16 protein-coding genes are annotated in these 15376 nt (G+C 72.2%); 6 read left to right on the top strand and 10 right to left on the bottom strand.

Annotated elements, in window-relative coordinates; translation table 11 throughout:
* Positions 1–171 precede the first annotated feature (171 nt).
* Positions 172–1092: a hypothetical protein gene (locus ABT342_RS11780; protein WP_351570726.1), complete on the bottom strand. Its 921-nt coding sequence runs from the start codon at positions 1090–1092 to the stop codon at positions 172–174.
* A 110-nt stretch (positions 1093–1202) separates the two neighbouring features.
* Here ABT342_RS11780 and ABT342_RS11775 point away from each other — a divergent pair, with 110 nt between their 5' ends.
* Positions 1203–1673, top strand: coding sequence for a MarR family winged helix-turn-helix transcriptional regulator (locus ABT342_RS11775; protein ID WP_351570723.1), 471 nt, complete (start codon positions 1203–1205; stop codon positions 1671–1673).
* On the opposite strand, the gene ABT342_RS11770 is transcribed toward ABT342_RS11775, so the two are convergent.
* From ABT342_RS11770 to ABT342_RS11760, 3 genes are all read right to left on the bottom strand, one after another.
* Positions 1585–2874, bottom strand: a complete 1290-nt coding sequence (locus ABT342_RS11770) for an MFS transporter (protein ID WP_351570720.1) — start codon at positions 2872–2874, stop codon at positions 1585–1587. The genes ABT342_RS11775 and ABT342_RS11770 overlap by 89 nt on opposite strands.
* A 404-nt stretch (positions 2875–3278) precedes the next feature.
* On the bottom strand, positions 3279–4205 hold the full coding sequence (locus ABT342_RS11765; protein ID WP_351570717.1) for an SDR family oxidoreductase: 927 nt from the start codon (positions 4203–4205) through the stop codon (positions 3279–3281).
* Position 4206: 1 nt separating this feature from the next.
* Positions 4207–4971: an SDR family oxidoreductase gene (locus ABT342_RS11760; protein ID WP_351570714.1), complete on the bottom strand. Its 765-nt coding sequence runs from the start codon at positions 4969–4971 to the stop codon at positions 4207–4209.
* A 66-nt stretch (positions 4972–5037) separates the two neighbouring features.
* Here ABT342_RS11760 and ABT342_RS11755 point away from each other — a divergent pair, with 66 nt between their 5' ends.
* The 5 genes from ABT342_RS11755 to ABT342_RS11735 are packed head-to-tail and all read left to right on the top strand — an operon-like array spanning position 5038 to position 9356.
* Positions 5038–5787, top strand: coding sequence for an enoyl-CoA hydratase family protein (locus tag ABT342_RS11755; protein ID WP_351570711.1), 750 nt, complete (start codon positions 5038–5040; stop codon positions 5785–5787).
* A gap of 3 nt (positions 5788–5790) precedes the next feature.
* Positions 5791–6642: a CoA transferase subunit A gene (locus ABT342_RS11750; protein ID WP_351570708.1), complete on the top strand. Its 852-nt coding sequence runs from the start codon at positions 5791–5793 to the stop codon at positions 6640–6642.
* Positions 6639–7388 (top strand): CoA-transferase subunit beta, encoded by a 750-nt coding sequence (locus tag ABT342_RS11745; protein ID WP_351570705.1) that lies wholly within the window; start codon positions 6639–6641, stop codon positions 7386–7388. The genes ABT342_RS11750 and ABT342_RS11745 overlap by 4 nt, the downstream gene beginning before the upstream one ends.
* On the top strand, positions 7388–8437 hold the full coding sequence (locus tag ABT342_RS11740) for an NAD(P)H-dependent flavin oxidoreductase (RefSeq protein WP_351570702.1): 1050 nt from the start codon (positions 7388–7390) through the stop codon (positions 8435–8437). Before ABT342_RS11745 ends, ABT342_RS11740 begins: the two co-directional genes overlap by 1 nt.
* Before the next feature lie 28 nt (positions 8438–8465).
* Entirely contained in the window at positions 8466–9356 is an 891-nt protein-coding gene (locus tag ABT342_RS11735) for a tyrosine-protein phosphatase (RefSeq protein ID WP_351570699.1), read from the top strand.
* Between the two features lie 66 nt (positions 9357–9422).
* Here the strand turns inward: ABT342_RS11735 and ABT342_RS11730 are convergent, their stop codons facing one another.
* From ABT342_RS11730 to ABT342_RS11705, 6 genes are all read right to left on the bottom strand, one after another.
* Entirely contained in the window at positions 9423–11153 is a 1731-nt protein-coding gene (locus ABT342_RS11730; protein WP_351570696.1) for a DEAD/DEAH box helicase, read from the bottom strand.
* Positions 11154–11251: 98 nt separating this feature from the next.
* Positions 11252–11455: a cold-shock protein gene (locus tag ABT342_RS11725; protein WP_003969786.1), complete on the bottom strand. Its 204-nt coding sequence runs from the start codon at positions 11453–11455 to the stop codon at positions 11252–11254.
* Between the two features lie 192 nt (positions 11456–11647).
* Positions 11648–12805: an acetyl-CoA C-acetyltransferase gene (locus ABT342_RS11720; protein ID WP_351570692.1), complete on the bottom strand. Its 1158-nt coding sequence runs from the start codon at positions 12803–12805 to the stop codon at positions 11648–11650.
* Positions 12787–13425, bottom strand: coding sequence for a TetR/AcrR family transcriptional regulator (locus ABT342_RS11715; protein ID WP_351570689.1), 639 nt, complete (start codon positions 13423–13425; stop codon positions 12787–12789). The genes ABT342_RS11720 and ABT342_RS11715 overlap by 19 nt, the downstream gene beginning before the upstream one ends.
* Before the next feature lie 15 nt (positions 13426–13440).
* A complete protein-coding gene (locus tag ABT342_RS11710) occupies positions 13441–14229 on the bottom strand; it encodes an SDR family oxidoreductase (protein ID WP_351570686.1) in 789 nt (262 codons plus the stop codon).
* Positions 14226–15371: an acyl-CoA dehydrogenase family protein gene (locus ABT342_RS11705; protein WP_351570683.1), complete on the bottom strand. Its 1146-nt coding sequence runs from the start codon at positions 15369–15371 to the stop codon at positions 14226–14228. Before ABT342_RS11705 ends, ABT342_RS11710 begins: the two co-directional genes overlap by 4 nt.
* Positions 15372–15376 lie beyond the last annotated feature (5 nt).

The following is a 15376-nucleotide window of genomic DNA, read 5'->3' as shown; positions in this document are numbered from 1 at the left end:
CCGGAGCGAGTGCTCCGGCGGGCCTCGGGCGTCCGGGACCGGGACCGGGACCGGGACCAGGACCAGGACCAGGACCGGTGTTCGGTCCGGTCCGGTGTCGGGGCCCAGGTCCGGCTCAGGTCCGGCTCAGGTCCGGCTCAGGTCCGGGTCAGGCCCGGGTCCGGGTCCGGGTCAGGTGACGGTGATGACGGTGTGCATGCCCTGCGCGGCCAGCTTGCCGCCGTCCACCGCGCTGCCGACCCAGGTGACCAGCGCCCAGTCGCCCGGGGTGAGTGGCGCGTGGAGCACGGTGGAGCGGCCGGGCGACAGCGGCGGGGTGCCGACGTTCGCGTACGGGTCGAAGGGCAGGTCGTCCCAGTCCGGCGCGGTGAAGAACTCCTGCACGTCGGCGTCCGTCTTCCCGGGGAACAGCTTGTAGAACACGGCCTCGTTGACCTGCCCGCACATCGCGTTGACGACGCGGACCGGCTCGCCCGCGCGCAGGGTGCGAGGTGCCTCGAAGCGAGGTCCGACGCCGGGGACGCTCTGCGAGACGATCGTCGCCTCCGCGTCCGGCAGCCGGCCGTACGCCGCCCCGGAGACGGTGAGCGTACGGACGCGCTCCTGGCCCGTCGGCAGGTCGTTGTTCTCGAAGTCCCGGTATTCGAGCAGGTGGTACGTGCCAGGACGGAGCACCTGGCTGAACGTCACCGGGCTGCCGGGCAGGGTCACGGCGCCGCCGAGCAGCTCGGCGGCGGCCGTCACCTCACGGTTGCCCTCGACGACCACGGCGGGGTCGTCGGAGAACGCCTTGCGCAGCCCGGCGCGGAACGCGGCGAGCGAGGCGCCCTCACGGAGCCGGACCAGACCGACGTGCCCGGCCGTCGCGTCGGTGGTGGACACCTGGAAGGTGGCGGGGCCCGGACGGGTGCTGCCGGGGACGACCAGGTCGTCGGCCGTGGCGGTCACGGCGACGGCGGGCCGTGCCGTCTGCTCGGACCTGGCGCTCCGCTCGGGAGCGGGGCTCCGCTCAGGCGTCGGGCTCGCGACCGGGGTGGTGAGGAGGGCGGTGAGCAGCGCGGCCATGGCGGAGACGGCGGAGATGGCGGGCATGAGGGGCCTCCAGATTTATTTCGTTCGTACGAACTAAAGACTTGCAGCCAGGCAACACTGATCGCAAGTAGTTTGTTCGCCCGAACGAAATATTTTGCTAGGCTGACGCCATGACCAGGGACGACAGCTCACGACGGGCCGAAGTCATCGCGGCCCTGACCGCCGCGGGCCGGGACTCCAGCGCCGCGGCGGTCGCCTTCCATACGGCGGTCGCGGCCCGGCAGGGCCTCGGCCCCACCGAGACCAAGACGCTCGACCTGCTGCAGCGCCACGGCGCCCTCACCGCCAAGGACCTCGCCGAACGCTCGGGACTCGCCCCGGCGTCGGTCACCGGCCTGGTGGACCGCCTGGAGAAGAAGGGCTACGTCCGCCGGGTGAAGCACCCGACGGACAAGCGCCGGGTGCTGATCGAGTCCCGCCCCGAGAAACTGGCGGAACTGTCCCCGCTCTTCGCCGACTGGGCACGCGAAGTCACCGAACTGTACGAGGAGTTCACGACGGAGGAGCTGGAGGTCGTGCACCGCTTCCTGACGGGCGCGACGTGGCGCCAGCGCGAGGCGGCGAAGCGGCTGCTTCCTTGACCGGGCGGCGGCGCGGTCCGCTCAGGATGAGGGCGACCACCAGGTAGGGGATGGCAAGCAGGGCGAAGGCGGTGCCGTGCGACGCGTGGGCGGAAAGGCCCGAAAGGGCGGCGTAGCTTCCGTAGACCAGGAGCGTGGCCAGGCTGGTGCCGAGGCCGGCGAGCGAGGTGACCGTCGCCCGGCTCGGGCCGGTGATGGACTCCTGGAGGCGGGCGTCCGCCAGCACGTCGGCCAGCTGGAACACGAGGAACCCGGCGCCGACGAGGACGAATCCGGCGGGGCTGCCGGACAGCGCGCCCACCGCGAGCGCGACCGCGGCGGCGGCCACGGCGGCGCCGAGGGCGCGGGGCGCGCGGGCAAGGAGACGTTCACTCGGCCCGACGAGCAGCGAGCCCGCCGTCACCCCGACCCAGACGACCAGGACCAGCAGCGGAACGGTCGAGTCCGCGACGCCCGTGGCGGCGGCCAGCAGCGGTACGTACTCGTCGAGCGCGCCCCAGACCGAGGTCAGCACGACGGACAGGAGCAGTGCGCGCCGGACTTCGCGGCTGCCGCGTACCTCCGCGAGGCCGGCGCGCAGGGTCGCGGCGTAGCCGGAGGCTTCGGACTGCCGTACGTCCGCCCGGTGCTCGGGGAGCATCGCGCCGACGAGCGCGCACAGTACGCACGCGCCGACGCTCGCCGCGCCGAGCAGCCCGTGGCCGCCCAGCGCGAACACGGGGGCCGCCGCGGCGGTGGCCGTGGCCGTGGCGGCCATGCTCACGGCCGCGGCCCGCCCCATGACGCGGGCGTAGCGCGAACTCGCACCGAGCCGGTCGAGTTCGTCGTGCACGAGGGCTTCCATCGCGCCGGAGCGCAGGGATCCGCCGATCCCCCAGAGGACGAAGCCGGCGGCGAACGCGGCGTACGACGGGACGAGCACCCACAGCGCGAACCCGGCCGCCGACAGCAGCGGCCCGACGACCATCATCAGCCGCCGGGACACGACGTCGGCCCAGACCCCCGAGGGGACCTCCAGCAGCAGGCCGGTCAGGGACCAGAGCGCGAACAGGGAGGAGATCTCGGCGGTGTTCAGGCCGTGCGAGGCGAACAGCAGCGCGTAGACCGGGTAGAGGAGGACGAAGTCCTCAAGTGCGACGTAGGCGTAGAGCGTGCGCTCGAGGCGGCGTGCGCCGCTCGGGCATGACGAAGTGGTGAGCATGGATCGGTCCTTCTGTGGAACGGACGGGGCGGCGCCGGGTGCTCACCCCGCGCGGCGGCCCGCGACAGTCCGTTCCGGGACCGGGTGGTGTGGATCAATGTCGTCGTCGGCTCATGCGGACGAGTGTACGGGGGGGTGCGGGTGGGTGGCGCCTGCGGCGGGCTTTGTCCCCTACCCGCCCCTTCCCACAACTGGGGCTCCGCCCCAGCCCCCGTTGCGGGGGCCCTGCCCCCGGACCCCGCTCCTCAATCGCCGGAGGGGCTCCTTTGGAGCCCGTCCGGCGTTTGAGGACACGGCCGGAGGCCGTACGGGGGTCTGGGGGCTTGCCCCCAGTTTTCGGGAAGGGGCGGGGCGGGGAGAGAAGCCCGCCGCTGGCGCCACCCACCCGCACCCACCCCCTCCCCCTACCTCGCCCCGTACACCGGCTGCGCCGGCTCCGCCGTCGCCAAGAGCTTCAGGGCCGCCTCGCCCGCCTCCGACGGGGTCCAGCGGGACGACTTGTCGGCGGTGGGGCCCGGGCGCCAGCCCTCCATGACTGTGATGCGGCCCGCTTCGGCCTCGAAGACGCGGCCGGTGACACCGGCCGACGCCGGTGAGCCGAGCCAGACGACGAGAGGGGAGACGTTCTCGGGGGCCATCGCGTCGAAGGCCCCGGTCCCGGCCGGCGGCGCGGACATCGTCTCGGCGAAGGTCTGTTCGGTCATACGGGTACGCGCGGCGGGCGCGATCGCGTTGGCCCGGACGCCGTAGCGGGCCATCTCCGCGGAGGCGACGAGGGTGAGGCCGACGATGCCCGCCTTCGCCGCCGCGTAGTTGCCCTGGCCGACGGAGCCGAGCAGCCCCGCGCCGGAGGAGGTGTTGACGACGCGGGCGTCCGGCATCCGGCCCGCCTTGGCCTCCGCCCGCCAGTACGCCGCCGCGTGCTTCAGCGGCAGGAAGTGGCCCTTGAGATGCACCCGCATCACCGCGTCCCAGTCGTCCTCGTCCAGGTTGACCAGCATCCGGTCCCGCAGGAACCCGGCGTTGTTGACGAGGGTGTCCAGCCGGCCGAAGGTGTCGAGCGCGGTGGCGATCAGCGACGCCGCGCCCTCCCCCGTCGCGATGTCACCCCCGTGGGCCACCGCCTCGCCCCCCGCCGCGCGGATCTCGTCCACGACGGCCTGCGCCGGGCCCGTCGAGCCTCCGGCCCCGTCGAGCCCCACGCCCAGGTCGTTGACCACGACCTTGGCGCCCTCGGCGGCGAAGGCGAGCGCGTGCGCCCTGCCGAGGCCGCGGCCCGCTCCCGTCACGATCACGACCCGGCCTGCGCAGATCCCGGTTCCAGCAGTCATCTCAGTTCTCCTTGTTGACAGTTGCCGCGTCCAAGAACGCGGGCCGTTCCCCGCCCCCGTGCACCAGCAGCGACGCCCCGCTCACGTACGCCGCCCGCTCCGACGCGAGGAACACGGCGGCCTGCCCGATCTCCTCGGGCTCGGCGAGCCGGCCGAGCGGGACGGTGCGGCCGACGGCCGCGATGCCCTCCTCGTCGCCGTAGTGCAGGTGGGACAGCTCGGTGCGCACCATCCCGAGCACGAGCGTGTTGACGCGTACCTCCGGCGCCCACTCCACGGCCATCGACCGCGCCAGGTTCTCCAGCCCGGCCTTGGCCGCCCCGTACGCGGCCGTCCCCGGCGACGGCCGCGTCGCGCTCACGCTGCCGATCACCACGACCGAGCCGCGCGCCGCGCGCAGATGTTCGTACGCGGCCAGCGACGCGGTCATCGGCGCCACCAGGTTGAGTTCCACCACCCGCGCGTGCCGCTCCGCCCCGCCCTCTCCCAGCAGCCGGTACGGCGTCCCGCCCGCGTTGTTGACCAGGACGTCCAGCCGTCCGTGCCGCTGGGCGACCTCTGTGAAGAAGTCCGCCACGGCCGTCGCGTCCCGCAGGTCGACGGCCGCGAAGCGCGCGGTACGGCCACCGGCCGAAACCGGCGCGTCCGGGGGCCTGCGGGCGCAGACGACGACCTCCGCGCCCGCCGCCAGGAACGCCCGCGCGATCCCGGCGCCGACCCCCCGGGTTCCACCGGTGATGACGGCGACCCTCCCATCCAGCTCCATCGGCTGCTACCTTCCTCACCCAGCAGTACCTAACAAATGTTTGGTGGAAAGGTAGCTGATCCGCTCATGGGTGTCTCCACCTCAAGCCCCGAGAAGGGCATATCCGTCGTCACGGTCGACTTCCCGCCGGTCAACGCCCTGCCCGTGCAGGGCTGGTACGACCTCGCGGACGCCGTCCGCGCCGCCGGCCGCGACCCGGAGGTCCGCTGTGTCGTCCTGACCGCCGCCGGTCGCGGCTTCAACGCGGGCGTGGACATCAAGGAGCTGCAGCGCGACGGCACGGGGACACACCGCGCCCTCATCGGCGCCAATCGCGGCTGTTACGAGGCCTTCGCCGCCGTCTACGAGTGCGAGGTCCCCGTCGTCGCGGCCGTGCACGGCTTCTGCCTGGGCGGCGGGATCGGGCTCGTCGGCAACGCCGACGCGATCGTCGCCTCGGACGACGCCACCTTCGGGCTGCCGGAGCTGGACCGGGGCGCGCTCGGTGCCGCCACCCATCTCGCCCGGCTCGTCCCGCAGCATCTGATGCGCGCGCTGTACTACACCTCGCGCACGGCGACGGCCGCCGAACTGCACGCCCACGGCTCGGTCTGGAAGGTCGTCCCGCGCGACGGGCTCCACGACGCGGCCATGGAGCTGGCGCGGGAGATCGCCGCCAAGGACGGCCATCTCATCCGCCTCGCCAAGGCCGCCATCAACGGCATCGACCCCGTCGACGTACGCCGCAGCTACCGCTTCGAGCAGGGCTTCACCTTCGAGGCCAACCTCAGCGGGACGGCCGACCGGGTACGCGACACCTTCGGCAAGGAGGCCTGACCCATGGCTGACAAGAGCATGAGCCCCGAGGACGTCGTCGCGCGGCTGCGCAGCGGCATGACCATCGGCATCGGCGGCTGGGGCTCGCGCCGCAAGCCCATGGCCCTGGTGAGGGCGCTGCTGCGGTCCGGGATCACCGACCTGACCGTCATCTCGTACGGCGGCCCCGACGTCGGCCTCCTCGCCGCCGCCGGCCGCGTCCGGCGGCTCGTCGCGCCCTTCGCGACCCTCGATTCGATCCCCCTGGAGCCGCACTTCCGGGCGGCCCGCGAGCGTGGCGCCTTCGAGATGACGGAGCTCGACGAGGCCATGTTCATGTGGGGTCTGCACGCCGCCGCCAACCGGCTGCCGTTCCTGCCCGTGCGGGCCGGGCTCGGCTCCGACGTGATGCGGGTCAACCCCGGGCTGCGGACGGTGACCTCGCCGTACGAGGACGGCGAGGAGTTCGTCGCCGTACCGGCTCTGCGCATGGACGCGGCGCTCGTCCACCTGAACCGCGCCGACCGGCTCGGCAACGGCCAGTACCTGGGCCCCGATCCGTACTTCGACGACCTCTTCTGCGAGGCCGCCGACACCGCGTACGTCTCCTGCGAGCAGCTCGTCGAGACGGCGGAGCTGACCAAGGACGCGGCCCCGCAGACCCTTCTCGTCGGCCGCCACAGCGTCACCGGTGTCGTCGAGACCCCGAACGGCGCGCACTTCACCTCCTGCGTGCCCGACTACGGCCGCGACGAGGCCTTCCAGAAGCTCTACGCGACCACGCCCTGGGAGGACTTCGCCCGGCGGTTCCTGTCCGGCGCGAGCGAGCACGACTACCAGTCCGCCGTCCAGGCCTGGCACGAGGAGCAGAAGTGACCGCACCCACCACCAAAGCCCCGCTCCATTCCCCCACCCGGTCCGAGTACTGCGTCATCGCCTGCGCCGACGCCTGGCGTGACAACGGCGAGGTGCTGGCCAGCCCCATGGGCCTGATCCCGTCCATCGGCGCCCGGCTCGCCAAGCGCACCTTCTCCCCCGACCTGCTCCTCACCGACGGCGAGGCGATGCTCGTCGGTCTCGACGGCTCGGTCGAGGGCTGGCTGCCGTATCGCCGCCACCTCACCATGGTCACCGGCGGAAAGCGCCACGTCATGATGGGCGCGAGCCAGCTCGACCGGTACGGCAACCAGAACATCTCCTGCATCGGCGACTGGGCCCGCCCGACCCGCCAGCTGCTCGGCGTGCGCGGCGCGCCCGTCAACACCCTCAACAACCCGGTCAGTTACTGGGTGCCGAGGCACTCCACCCGGGTCTTCGTCGAGAAGGTCGACATGGTGAGCGGCGTCGGTTACGACAACGCGGCAGGCGCCCGCTTCCACCGGATCCCGCGTGTCGTCTCCGACCTGGGCGTCTTCGATTTCGCCACGCCCGACCACTCGATGCGGCTCGCGTCCCTGCACCCGGGGGTGACGGTCGAGCAGGTCAGGGAGGCGACCGGGTTCGACCTGGTGATCGGCGACGAGGTCCCGTACACCCGCGAGCCGACCTCCGAGGAGCTGCGCCTCATCCGCGAGGTCATCGATCCGGCCGGTGCCCGCTCCCGCGAGGTCAAGGCAGCCTGATGGAGACCGCGCTCACCAAGCTCGTCGGCGTCGAGCATCCCCTCGTCCAGACCGGCATGGGCTGGGTCGCGGGCCCCCGCCTGGTCTCGGCCACCGCCAACGCGGGCGCACTCGGCATCCTCGCGTCCGCGACCATGACGACCGAGCAGCTGACCCGCGCGGTCCGGGAGGTCAAGTCCCGTACGGACGCCCCGTTCGGGGTCAATCTGCGCGCGGACGCCGGGGACGCGCGGGAGCGGGTGCGGATCATCATCGCGGAGGGTGTACGGGTCGCTTCCTTCGCCCTCGCCCCCTCCCGTGAGCTGATCGCCGAGCTCAAGGACGCGGGCGTGGTCGTCATCCCGTCCATCGGCGCCCGCCGCCACGCCGAGAAGGTCGCCGCGTGGGGCGCGGACGCGGTGATCGTGCAGGGCGGCGAGGGCGGGGGGCACACCGGTGACGTCGCCACGACCGTGCTGCTGCCGCAGGTGGTGGACGCCGTGGACATCCCGGTGGTCGCCGCGGGCGGCTTCCACGACGGGCGCGGGCTGGTCGCGGCGCTCGCGTACGGGGCCGCGGGGGTGGCGATGGGCACCCGCTTCCTGCTCACCTCCGACTCGACCGTCCCGGACGCCGTCAAGGCCCGCTATCTGGCGGCGTCCGTCAAGGACGTCACCGTCACCACCGCCGTCGACGGGCTGCCGCACCGGATGCTCCGTACGGAACTGGTCGACGCGCTGGAACGGTCCGGCCGGATCCGGGCCCTGCTGCACGCGGTGCGCGGGGCCGCCGGGTTCAAGAAGATCTCGGGTCTGTCCTGGGCCGCGATGGTCCGCGACGGGCTCGCGATGAAACACGGCAAGGAGCTGACCTGGAGCCAGGTCCTGCTCGCCGCGAACACCCCCATGCTCCTGAAGGCGTCCATGGTCGAGGGCCGAACCGACCTCGGAATCATGGCGTCCGGACAGATCGCCGGCCTGATCGAGGACCTGCCGAGCTGCGCGGAACTCGTCACCCGTGTGATGTCCGAGGCCGAGCATGCGCTCCGCACCCTGCCGACACCAGGGTGAACCCCTTTCCCCGCACGGGAGTTCAGTCATGCCACTCACGAGAAGAGCCCTGCTGAGCACCGCCACCGCGGCCGCCTTCGTGGCGGTCGCGGCCCCTGCGAACGCGGCGAGCCGCCGCACTCGCGGCAGCATCCGCCACATCCCCCTCACAGGCGCGGTCAATGTCCGTGACCTGGGCGGCTACCGCACCTACGACGGCGAGGAGGTCCGCTACGGCCGGATCTACCGTGCCGACGCGCTGAGCAAGCTCACCGAGGCCGACGTGGCCGTGCTGGCAGGCCTCGGGCTGACGGCGGCCATCGACTTCCGCATCCCGATCGAGATCCAGTACGACGGCGCCGACAAGCTGCCCGCCGGTGTCACCCCGGTCGCCCGGCCCATCACGGACAACGGGCTGTACGCACAGATGATGGCCGCGATCGGCTCCCGCGACCCGGTCAAGCAGGAGGAGATGCTCGGCGGCGGCCGGGCGGCGACCTTCATGCGGAACATCTACCCCTCCTTCGTCACCAGCGCCGCCAACCGCGCGCAGTTCGCGGCGACCCTGCGCGACGCCGCCGCGCCGGGCCGGACGCCGCTGCTGTACCACTGCACGTCGGGCAAGGACCGCACCGGCTGGACGAGCTATCTGCTGCTGGTCGCGCTGGGGGTGCCCGCACCGGTGGCCGTCCAGGACTATCTGGCGTCCAACACGTTCCGTGCCGCGCACGACGCGAAGGTGCGGGAGGGGCTGAAGCAGTCCGGGATGATGCAGAACCCGGATCTGATCATTCCGCTCCAGGAGGTGCGTACGGAGTACCTGAACGCGGCGCTCTCGGCCGTCGACACCGAGTACGGCAGCCTCTACCGCTATCTGACCGTCGGCCTCGGCCTGGACCTCCAGACGCTGGCGGCCCTCCGGTCCCGGCTGGTGCACTGAGAGAACAACAGCCGGGCCCGGCGGTCGGTCGCCGGGCCCGGCTGGTCTGGTGCCGGGAGAGCAGGGCTACTGGGCAGCGGCCCTGCGGCCCCCGGTGCCGCCCTGGCCGCGCGAGCGGCGGCGCCCGGCCGCAGCGGCCTGGGGGCGTCCCGCGGCGTCGGCACGCGCACTCTGCGTACGCCCGCCCTGCGCGGGCACGCCCTGTGCCCGACCGCTCTCGGCGCGAGTACCGCCGGTGCGGGCGCCGTCACCGCGGGCTCCCCCGGTGCGGCGCCCCTCGGCGCGGACGCCGTCGGTCCGGCGCCCCTCGGTACGGACGCCGTCACCGCGGCGGTCTTCGCCGCGGCGGGGCGCCTCGGTGCGCGCGCCGCCGCCCTGCGGCCTGCCCCGCCGCGGGCGCGAGCGGCCCGAGGTCTGCTTCGGCTGCTGCGGGGGCTCCGGCACCTCGATGACGACGGGCACGCCCGACGGCTCACGGGCGCCGGTCAGCCGGGCCAGCTCCTCGTCGCTCGACTTGATCATGGCCGTACGCGGGCTGATGCCCGCGTCCGACATCAGCCGGCTCATCTCGCGCTTCTGGTCCGGCAGCACCAGCGTCACGACGCTGCCCGACTCGCCCGCCCGTGCGGTACGGCCGCCTCGGTGCAGATAGTCCTTGTGGTCCATCGGCGGGTCGACGTTCACGACGAGATCCAGGTCGTCGACATGGATGCCGCGGGCCGCCACGTTGGTCGCCACCAGCGCGCTGACCTGCCCGTTCTTGAACTGGTCGAGCGTGCGGTTGCGCTGTGGCTGCGACCGTCCGCCGTGCAGTCCCGCCGCCCGTACGCCGCTGGCCAGCAGCCGCTTGACCAGCCGGTCCACGGACCGCTTGGTGTCCAGGAAGAGGATGACCCGGCCGTCACGGGCGGCTATGCGCGTCGTGACCGCCTTCTTGTCCGTCTCGTCCGCGATGTACAGGAGGTGGTGGTCCATCGTCGTGACGGCACCGGCGGACGGGTCCACCGAGTGCACCACGGGATCGGTCAGGAACTGCCGCACGAGCCGGTCGATGTTCCGGTCCAGGGTGGCCGAGAACAGCATCCGCTGCCCGTCCGGATCCACCTGCTTCAGCAGGGCCGTGACCTGCGGCATGAACCCCATGTCGGCCATCTGGTCGGCCTCGTCGAGGACCGTGATCGACACCTCGTCGAGCCGGCAGTCGCCGCGCTCGATGAGGTCCTTCAGCCGTCCGGGGGTCGCCACGAGCACCTCGGCGCCGCGCCGCAGCGCGCCCGCCTGCTTGGTGATCGACATCCCGCCGACGACCGTGGCGAGCCGCAGGTTGACGGCGGTCGCGTACGGGGTCAGGGCATCGGTGACCTGCTGCGCGAGTTCCCGCGTGGGCACGAGGACCATGGCGAGCGGCGCCCCGGACTCGGCGCGGCGCCCCGCGGTACGGGCGAGCAGCGCGAGACCGAACGCGAGGGTCTTGCCGGAGCCGGTGCGGCCGCGGCCGAGGAGGTCACGGCCGGCGAGCGAGTTCGGCAGGGTGGCGGCCTGGATCGGGAAGGGTTCGGTCACCCCCTGGGCCACGAGGGTCTTCAGCAGCCCGCCGGGCAGGTCCAGCTCGTCGAACGCCCCGACGGCGGGCAGGGCGGGCGTGCTGGATTCCGGCAGGGTGAAGTCCTGCGGAGGCGCGGCACGGCGCGCACCGCCGGAGCCGTTCGCGGCACCCTTGGCGGATCGCCGCGCGGGCTGGTTGTTCGCGGCGCGCGTGGCCGGGCGCCGGCGTGCGGGACGTTCGGAGCGAGTCATTCGGGAATGCCTTATGCCTTCCTGGGCCTGAGGACAGCACAAGCCGGGGCCCGCACCGCGAAGGTGCGGGCCCCGGCTGAGTGGTACGCGTCCGGGTGTCAGGCCGGGACGATGTTCTCCGCCTGCGGGCCCTTCTGGCCCTGCGTGACGTCGAAGGAGACCTTCTGGCCCTCCTGGAGCTCACGGAAGCCCGAGGTGGCGATGTTCGAGTAGTGGGCGAAGACGTCGGCGCCGCCGCCGTCCTGCTCAATGAAGCCGAAGCCCTTTTCCGAGTTGAACCACTTCACGGTGCCAGTAGCCATGTCTATCTCCTGATAGGTAGAGGTCCCATCCGGAGAAAGCCGGAAAAACAATAATGCGCCCAGCGGATCATTTCCCGTCAGGCGCACATAAAGTTCATGGGTACCAAAACTGCAACGTCGCCAACAGTAGCACGGCTCGCCGTGCGATGTCGGACAACGCCACGCCACCCCGAACGACGCCCGGGGGCGGCGCTACAGCCGCTCGATGATCGTCACGTTCGCCTGGCCGCCTCCCTCGCACATCGTCTGGAGCCCGAACCGCCCGCCCGTGCGCTCCAGTTCGTGCAGCAGCGTCGTCATCAGCTTCACGCCCGTCGCACCCAGCGGATGGCCCAGCGCGATCGCGCCGCCGTTCACATTCACCCGGGCCGGGTCCGCGCCGGTTTCCTTCAGCCAGGCCAGCACGACCGGGGCGAAGGCCTCGTTGATCTCGACCAGATCGATGTCGTCGATCGACATGCCGGTCTTCTTCAGGGCGTACGCGGTGGCCGGAATGGGCGCGGAAAGCATCCGAATGGGGTCCTCGCCTCGTACGGACAGGTGATGGATACGGGCGCGCGGGGTGAGCCCGTACTCCCGTACCGCCCGTTCGCTCGCGAGCAGCATCGCCGCCGCCCCGTCCGAGACCTGCGACGAGCACGCGGCGGTGATCGTGCCGCCCTCCATCACCGGCTGGAGGCCCGCCATCTTCTCCAGGGACGTGTCGCGGCGCGGGCCCTCGTCCACCGTGACATCGCCGTAGGGCACCGTCTCGCGCGCGAAGCGGCCCTCGTCGATCGCGCGGAGGGCCCGCTGGTGGGAGCGGAGGGCGAACTCCTCCATGTCGAGCCGGGAGATGCCCCACTTCTTCGCGATGAGCTCGGCGCCGTGGAACTGGTTGACGGGCGCGTCGCCGTACCGGGCCCGCCAGCCCTCGCTGCCCGCGTACGGCCCGGCCGTCAGCCCGAGCGGCTCGGCGGCCTGGCGGGAGGCGAAGGCGATCGGGATCTGGGTCATGTTCTGGACGCCGCCCGCGACGACGAGGTCCTGGGTGCCGGACATCACGCCCTGGGCGGCGAAGTGCACGGCCTGCTGGGAGGAGCCGCACTGGCGGTCGATGGTCACGCCCGGCACCTCCTCGGGCAGCCCCGCCGCCAGCCAGCAGGTGCGGGCGATGTCACCGGCCTGCGGGCCCACCGTGTCGAGGCAGCCGAAGACGACGTCCTCGACGGTGGCCGGGTCGATCCCCGACCGGGTGACCAGGGCCTTCAGGACATGCGCGCCCAGGTCGGCGGGGTGGACACCGGCGAGGCCGCCCTTACGCCGGCCCACCGGGGTGCGTACCGCTTCGACTATGTAGGCCTCGGCCATGACTGCTGCTCCTTCGTCGTAATGCCGTCCAGCACCATCGACAGGTACTGGCGGGCGATCTCGTCGGGACTGTGCTGGCCGCCCGGCCGGTACCAGGACGCCGCGACCCAGACCGTGTCGCGTACGAACCGGTAGGTGAGCCGGATGTCCAGGTCCGCGCGGAAGACACCGGCGGCGACTCCGCGCTCCAGCGTCCCGAGCCACGCCTTCTCGAACTTCTGCTGCGAGTCGGAGAGGTAGTGGAAGCGGGGCTGGGCGGAGAGGTGCTTGGACTCCTTCTGGTAGATCGCGACGGCGGCACGGTGCCGGTCGATCTCCCGGAACGACTCGGTGACGAGCGCCTCGATCGTCTCCCTCGGGCCATGCCCTGCGGCGAGGACGGCGTCGTAGCCCTCCCACAGTTCGTCGAGGAAGGTGGAGAGGATCTCGTCGAGCATCGATTCCTTGGAATCGAAGTGGTAGTAGAGGCTGCCCGCGAGCATCCCCGCCGCGTCCGCGATCTTGCGGACGGTGGTGGCGTTGTAGCCCTGGGCGGCGAACACCTCGGCCGCGGTGTCGAGCAGCTCGCGGCGCCGCTCGGGCGAGGCGGTCACCTGGGTCTTCTTCTTGGTCGTAGGCACGTGTCCATTCTTGTCCTACGCGTGTTGCGAGCTGACGGAGACGGTCTCGCCCGTCATGTACGAGGAGTAGTCGCTCGCCAGGAAGACGATCACGTTGGCGACCTCCCAGGGCTCGGCGTACCGCCCGAAGGCCTCACGCGCGGTGAGTTCCTCCAGCAGCTCGTCCGAGGTGACCTTCACCAGGTGCGGGTGCATGGCGAGGCTCGGGGAGACCGCGTTGACCCGCACTCCGTACGCCGCCGCCTCGACGGCGGCGCAGCGGGTGAGCGCCATGACGCCCGCCTTGGCGGCGGCGTAGTGGGCCTGTCCGGCCTGGGCGCGCCAGCCGATCACGGAGGCGTTGTTGACGACGACCCCGCCGTGGCCGGCGGCCTTGAAGGCGCGAAGGGCGGCGCGGGTGCAGCGGAAGGTGCCGTTCAGGGTGACGTCGAGGACGCGGGACCACTGCTCGTCGGTCATGTCGACGAGTTCGGCGGTGCCGCCGAGGCCCGCGTTGTTGATGACGAGGTCGAGGCGTCCGTGCAGCCGCAGCGCCTCGTCGAAGAGCGCCCGCACCTGGGTCTCGTCGGTGACGTCGCACGGCAGGGAAGAGACGTGGTCGGCGCCGAACTCCTCGGCGAGCGCCTCCTCGGTCTCCTTCAGCCGACGGGCGTGGGCGTCGCTGATCAGCACGCGCGCGCCTTCCTCCAGGAACTTCCGGGCGGTCGCGCCGCCGATGCCGGCCCCGGCGGCCGCGGTGATGACGGCGCTGCGGCCCTCCAGGAGGCTGTGGCCCGGTACGTACTGGGGAGGGGCCGCGGTCATGCCCGTACCTCCTTCGGCAGTCCGAGCACCCGCTCGGCGATGATGTTGCGCTGGATCTCGCTCGATCCGGCGTAGATGGTGTCGGCGCGGGAGAAGAGGAACAGCCGCTGCCAGTCGTCGAGTTCGTACGGCTCCCCGTGCGCGCCCGTGGCGAGCGTCGAGGCGGCGCCGCACACGTCCATGGCGAGTTCGCCGAGGTCGCGGTGCCAGTGGGACCAGTAGAGCTTGGCGACGGAGGGGTCCGCGCCGTTCACGGCGAGGGCCCGCATGGTCTCCAGGCCGGTCCAGGCGCGCACGAGCCGGTCGCGGATCAGCGGGTCGCCGATCGCGCCGTTGCTCCGCGCGGTGGCGGCCAGCGCCTCCCATTCCCGGCGGAAGCCGACCTGCTGGCCGAGGGTGGAGACCCCGCGCTCGAAGCCGAGGGTCGCCATCGCGATCCGCCAGCCGTCGCCGACCGCGCCGACGACATGCGCGGCGTCCGTCGTCGCGTCGTCGAAGAAGACCTCGTTGAACTCGCTGGTGCCGGTGAGCTGGACGATCGGCCGGACCTCCACACCCCTCTGGTCCATGGGGACGAGGAGGTACGAGAGCCCCGCGTGCCGCCGCGAACCGGCCTCGGTGCGGGCGACGACGAAGCACCACTGGGACTCGTGCGCGAGCGAGGTCCAGATCTTCTGGCCGTTGATGACCCAGCGGTCGCCGTCGAGGGCGGCCCGGGTGCGGACATTGGCCAGGTCGGAGCCCGCGTCGGGCTCGCTGTAGCCCTGGCACCACAGCTCCTCGACGGCGGCGATCGGCGGCAGGAAGCGCCGCTTCTGCTCCTCGGTGCCGTAGGCGATCAGGGTGGGGCCGAGGAGCTGTTCGCCGATGTGGTTGACGCGGGCGGGGGCGTCGGCGAGGGCGTACTCCTCGTGGAAGGCGATCTGCTCCTCGATGCTCGCGCCCCGGCCGCCGTACTCCTTCGGCCAGCCGACGCAGGTCCAGCCGTGCGCGGCCATCTGCCGTTCCCAGGCGAGGCGCTCGGTGAACGCCTCGTGCTCCCTGCCGGGTCCGCCGCGGCCCTTGAGGTCCGCGAACTCGCCGCTGAGGTGGGCCCGTAGCCAGCTCCTGACCTCGGTGCGGAACTCCTCGACGCTGCTCATGGCCG

The sequence above is a fragment of the Streptomyces sp. NPDC000410 genome, from assembly GCF_040300305.1.
Lineage (GTDB): Bacteria > Actinomycetota > Actinomycetes > Streptomycetales > Streptomycetaceae > Streptomyces.
Note: the sequence above shows the minus strand (reverse complement) of the source record. Positions and strands in the feature narration are given on the sequence as shown.